3 protein-coding genes are annotated in these 3,736 nt (G+C 42.0%); 2 read left to right on the top strand and 1 reads right to left on the bottom strand.

Features of this window, described 5'->3' with window-relative positions; translation table 11 throughout:
• Window positions 1–279 precede the first annotated feature (279 nt).
• Together pcrA and radC are read left to right on the top strand one after the other, a co-directional pair.
• Window positions 280–2,571 carry a DNA helicase PcrA gene (pcrA, locus tag QZ359_RS05400; RefSeq protein WP_293963922.1) on the top strand — a complete coding sequence of 764 codons (2,292 nt, stop codon included), beginning with the start codon at window positions 280–282 and terminating at the stop codon, window positions 2,569–2,571.
• Window positions 2,572–2,613: 42 nt separating this feature from the next.
• A complete protein-coding gene (gene radC, locus QZ359_RS05395; RefSeq protein ID WP_102211576.1) occupies window positions 2,614–3,294 on the top strand; it encodes a DNA repair protein RadC in 681 nt (226 codons plus the stop codon).
• Here the strand turns inward: radC and QZ359_RS05390 are convergent.
• A partial coding sequence (locus tag QZ359_RS05390; RefSeq protein ID WP_293963921.1) for a gamma-glutamyl-gamma-aminobutyrate hydrolase family protein occupies window positions 3,291–3,736 on the bottom strand: 446 nt, incomplete at its 5' end. The two genes, radC and QZ359_RS05390, sit on opposite strands and share 4 nt — an antisense overlap.

Genomic DNA, 3,736 nt, shown 5'->3' with positions numbered 1-3,736 from the left:
CTTCGTCAGTTCTATCTGCAACCTCAAAACAGTGTTTTGAGCTGACTTCGTCAGTCTTATCTACAACCTCAAAGCAGTGCTTTGAGCAACCTGCGGCTAGCTTCCTAGTTTGCACTTCGATTTTCATTGAGTAATAAATGAGTTTGGAGATTTTAATCCAAGCTCATTTTTTATCTAGATATAAGGAGTTGCCTTCTACACGTAACTAGTCTAGGTAAAGATATTTTCCCTGAATTCTGATATAATAGAAATAGTGACTTCAAGAGTAAGGAAGAGAAGATGAACGCATTATTAAATGGAATGAATGACCGTCAGGCTGAGGCGGTGCAAACGACAGAAGGTCCCTTGTTAATCATGGCGGGGGCTGGCTCTGGAAAGACCCGTGTTTTGACCCACCGTATCGCTTATTTGATTGATGAAAAGCTGGTCAATCCTTGGAATATCTTGGCCATTACCTTTACTAACAAGGCTGCGCGTGAGATGAAGGAACGTGCTTACGGACTCAATCCAGCTACTCAGGACTGTTTGATTGCGACTTTTCACTCCATGTGTGTTCGTATTCTACGTCGTGATGCGGACCATATTGGCTACAACCGCAATTTCACTATTGTAGATCCTGGTGAACAGCGAACTCTCATGAAACGGATTCTCAAGCAATTAAACTTGGATCCGAAAAAATGGAATGAACGAAGCATCTTAGGGACTATTTCCAATGCCAAGAATGACTTGATTGATGATGTGGCCTATGCAGCTCAAGCAGGTGATATGTACACCCAAATCGTGGCCCAGTGTTATACAGCCTATCAGAAAGAACTGCGTCAGTCGGAGTCGGTTGACTTTGATGATTTGATTATGCTGACCTTGCGTCTCTTTGATCAAAATCCTGATGTTTTGACTTATTACCAGCAGAAATTTCAATACATCCATGTTGATGAGTACCAAGATACCAACCACGCTCAGTACCAATTGGTCAAACTCTTGGCTTCCCGTTTTAAAAATATTTGTGTGGTTGGGGATGCGGACCAGTCTATCTACGGCTGGCGTGGTGCTGATATGCAGAATATTTTGGATTTTGAGAAAGATTATCCCCAAGCCAAGGTTGTTTTGTTGGAGGAGAATTACCGTTCCACTAAAACAATTCTCCAAGCGGCCAACGAGGTCATTAAAAACAATAAAAACCGCCGTCCTAAGAATCTTTGGACACAAAATGCTGATGGGGAGCAAATCGTTTACTATCGTGCCAATGATGAGCTAGATGAGGCTGTATTTGTAGCCAGAACCATCGATGAACTTGGTCGTAGTCAAAACTTCCTTCACAAGGATTTTGCAGTTCTTTATCGTACTAATGCCCAGTCTCGTACCATTGAAGAAGCTTTGCTCAAGTCTAATATTCCTTATACTATGGTTGGCGGAACCAAGTTCTACAGCCGTAAGGAAATCCGAGATATTATCGCTTATCTTAATCTTATTGCTAATTTGAGTGACAATATCAGTTTTGAGCGTATTATCAACGAGCCTAAACGTGGAATTGGCCCAGGTACTGTTGAGAAAATTCGTGACTTTGCTAATATGCAAAACATGTCTATGCTAGATGCTTCTGCTAATATCATGTTGTCTGGTATCAAGGGTAAAGCAGCCCAGTCTATCTGGGATTTTGCCAATATGATTCTGGATTTGCGAGAGCAACTGGACCACTTAAGTATTACTGAGTTGGTTGAGTCGGTACTAGAAAAAACAGGTTATGTCGATATTCTTAATGCCCAAGCGACTCTAGAAAGTAAGGCTCGGGTTGAAAATATCGAAGAGTTCCTTTCTGTGACGAAAAATTTTGACGACACCTCTGATGTGCCAGAAGAGGAAACTGGTTTGGACAAGCTGAGTCGTTTCTTAAATGACTTAGCCTTGATTGCGGATACAGATTCAGGTAGTCAGGAGACATCAGAAGTGACCTTGATGACCCTGCATGCTGCCAAAGGTCTCGAGTTTCCAGTTGTCTTTTTGATTGGGATGGAAGAAAATGTCTTCCCGCTTAGTCGTGCAGCTGAGGATCTAGATGAATTAGAAGAAGAACGCCGTCTGGCCTATGTAGGAATTACGCGTGCAGAGAAAATCCTCTATCTGACCAATGCCAATTCGCGCCTGCTTTTTGGTCGTACCAACTACAACCGTCCGACTCGTTTTATTAACGAAATCAGTTCAGACTTACTTGAGTATCAAGGTCTGGCTCGTCCATCAAATACAAGCTTTAAGGCATCATATAGCAGTGGTGGTCTCGCCTTCGGTCAAGGTATGAGTCTGGCTCAAGCTCTTCAAGACCGTAAACGCAGTGCTGCCCCAAAATCTATCCAGTCAAGCGGTCTTCCATTTGGTCAATTTTCAGCTGGTGCAAAATCAGCGTCTAGCGAGACAAATTGGTCCATTGGTGACATTGCTCTCCACAAGAAATGGGGAGAGGGAACTGTTCTGGAAGTTTCAGGTAGCGGTGCTACTCAGGAATTAAAAATCAATTTCCCAGAAGTAGGTTTGAAAAAACTTTTAGCTAGTGTAGCCCCAATTGAGAAAAAAATCTAATTTTCCATCCTTCTCACGAATAATAAAGTGAGGAGGATTTTTATGTACAGTATTTCATTCCAAGAAGATTCACTATTACCAAGAGAAAGATTGGCCAAGGAAGGAGTAGAAGCGCTCAGTAATCAAGAATTGCTAGCTATTTTACTCAGGACAGGAACACGTCAAGCTAGTGTTTTTGAAGTTGCCCAGAAAGTCTTGAACAATCTTTCAAGCCTAACAGATTTGAAAAAAATGACCCTGCAGGAATTGCAGAGTCTGTCTGGTATCGGCCGTGTTAAGGCAATAGAATTACAAGCTATGATTGAACTGGGCCATCGTATTCACAAACACGAGAACCTTGAGATGGAAAGTATTCTCAGTAGTAAAAAGCTGGCCAAGAAGATGCAACAGGAATTGGGGGACAAAAAACAAGAGCACCTAGTGGCGCTCTATCTCAATACTCAAAATCAAATCATCCATCAACAGACCATTTTTATCGGCTCAGCTACTCGCAGTATCGCTGAACCGCGAGAGATTCTTCATTATGCCATCAAGCATATGGCGACCTCTCTAATCTTAGTTCACAATCATCCTTCAGGAGCAGTAGCTCCTAGCCGAAATGATGATCATGTTACTAAACTTGTCAAAGAAGCCTGCGATCTGATGGGAATTGTCCTCTTAGACCATTTGATTGTCTCTCACTCCAGTTACTTTAGTTATCGTGAAAAGACAGATTTAATTTAAAGTTTATTAACGACATAGTCAAAGAGATTTTTATCTTTGGGACGATTTTCAAAAAGAAATTCTGGATGCCATTGGACACCGAGAAAGGCGACATCATCCGTACTCATGACAGCTTCAATGATACCATCCTTAGGATCATGAGCTGCAATCTTTAAGTTAGGTGCTAAATCTTTGATACTCTGGTGGTGGAAGGAGTTGATATGGGAGATTTCTCCATAGATTTCTCGAAGAACTGTATCAGGCTCTGTCACCAAGCGTTGAGTTGTGTACTCAGCCGAACAATCTTGCCAGTGGTCTTCGATATCTTGATACAAAGTTCCACCCATGGCAACGTTAAAGAGTTGTGTTCCACGGCAGACAGAAAAAATTGGCTTTTTCTGTTTAATAGCTTCCTTGATGAGGGCCAGTTCGAAGATATCTCTTTGAAGGTGGTAGTCATCGC

The sequence above is a fragment of the Streptococcus sp. genome, from assembly GCF_019414905.1.
Classification (GTDB): domain Bacteria; phylum Bacillota; class Bacilli; order Lactobacillales; family Streptococcaceae; genus Streptococcus.
Note: the sequence above shows the minus strand (reverse complement) of the source record. Positions and strands in the feature narration are given on the sequence as shown.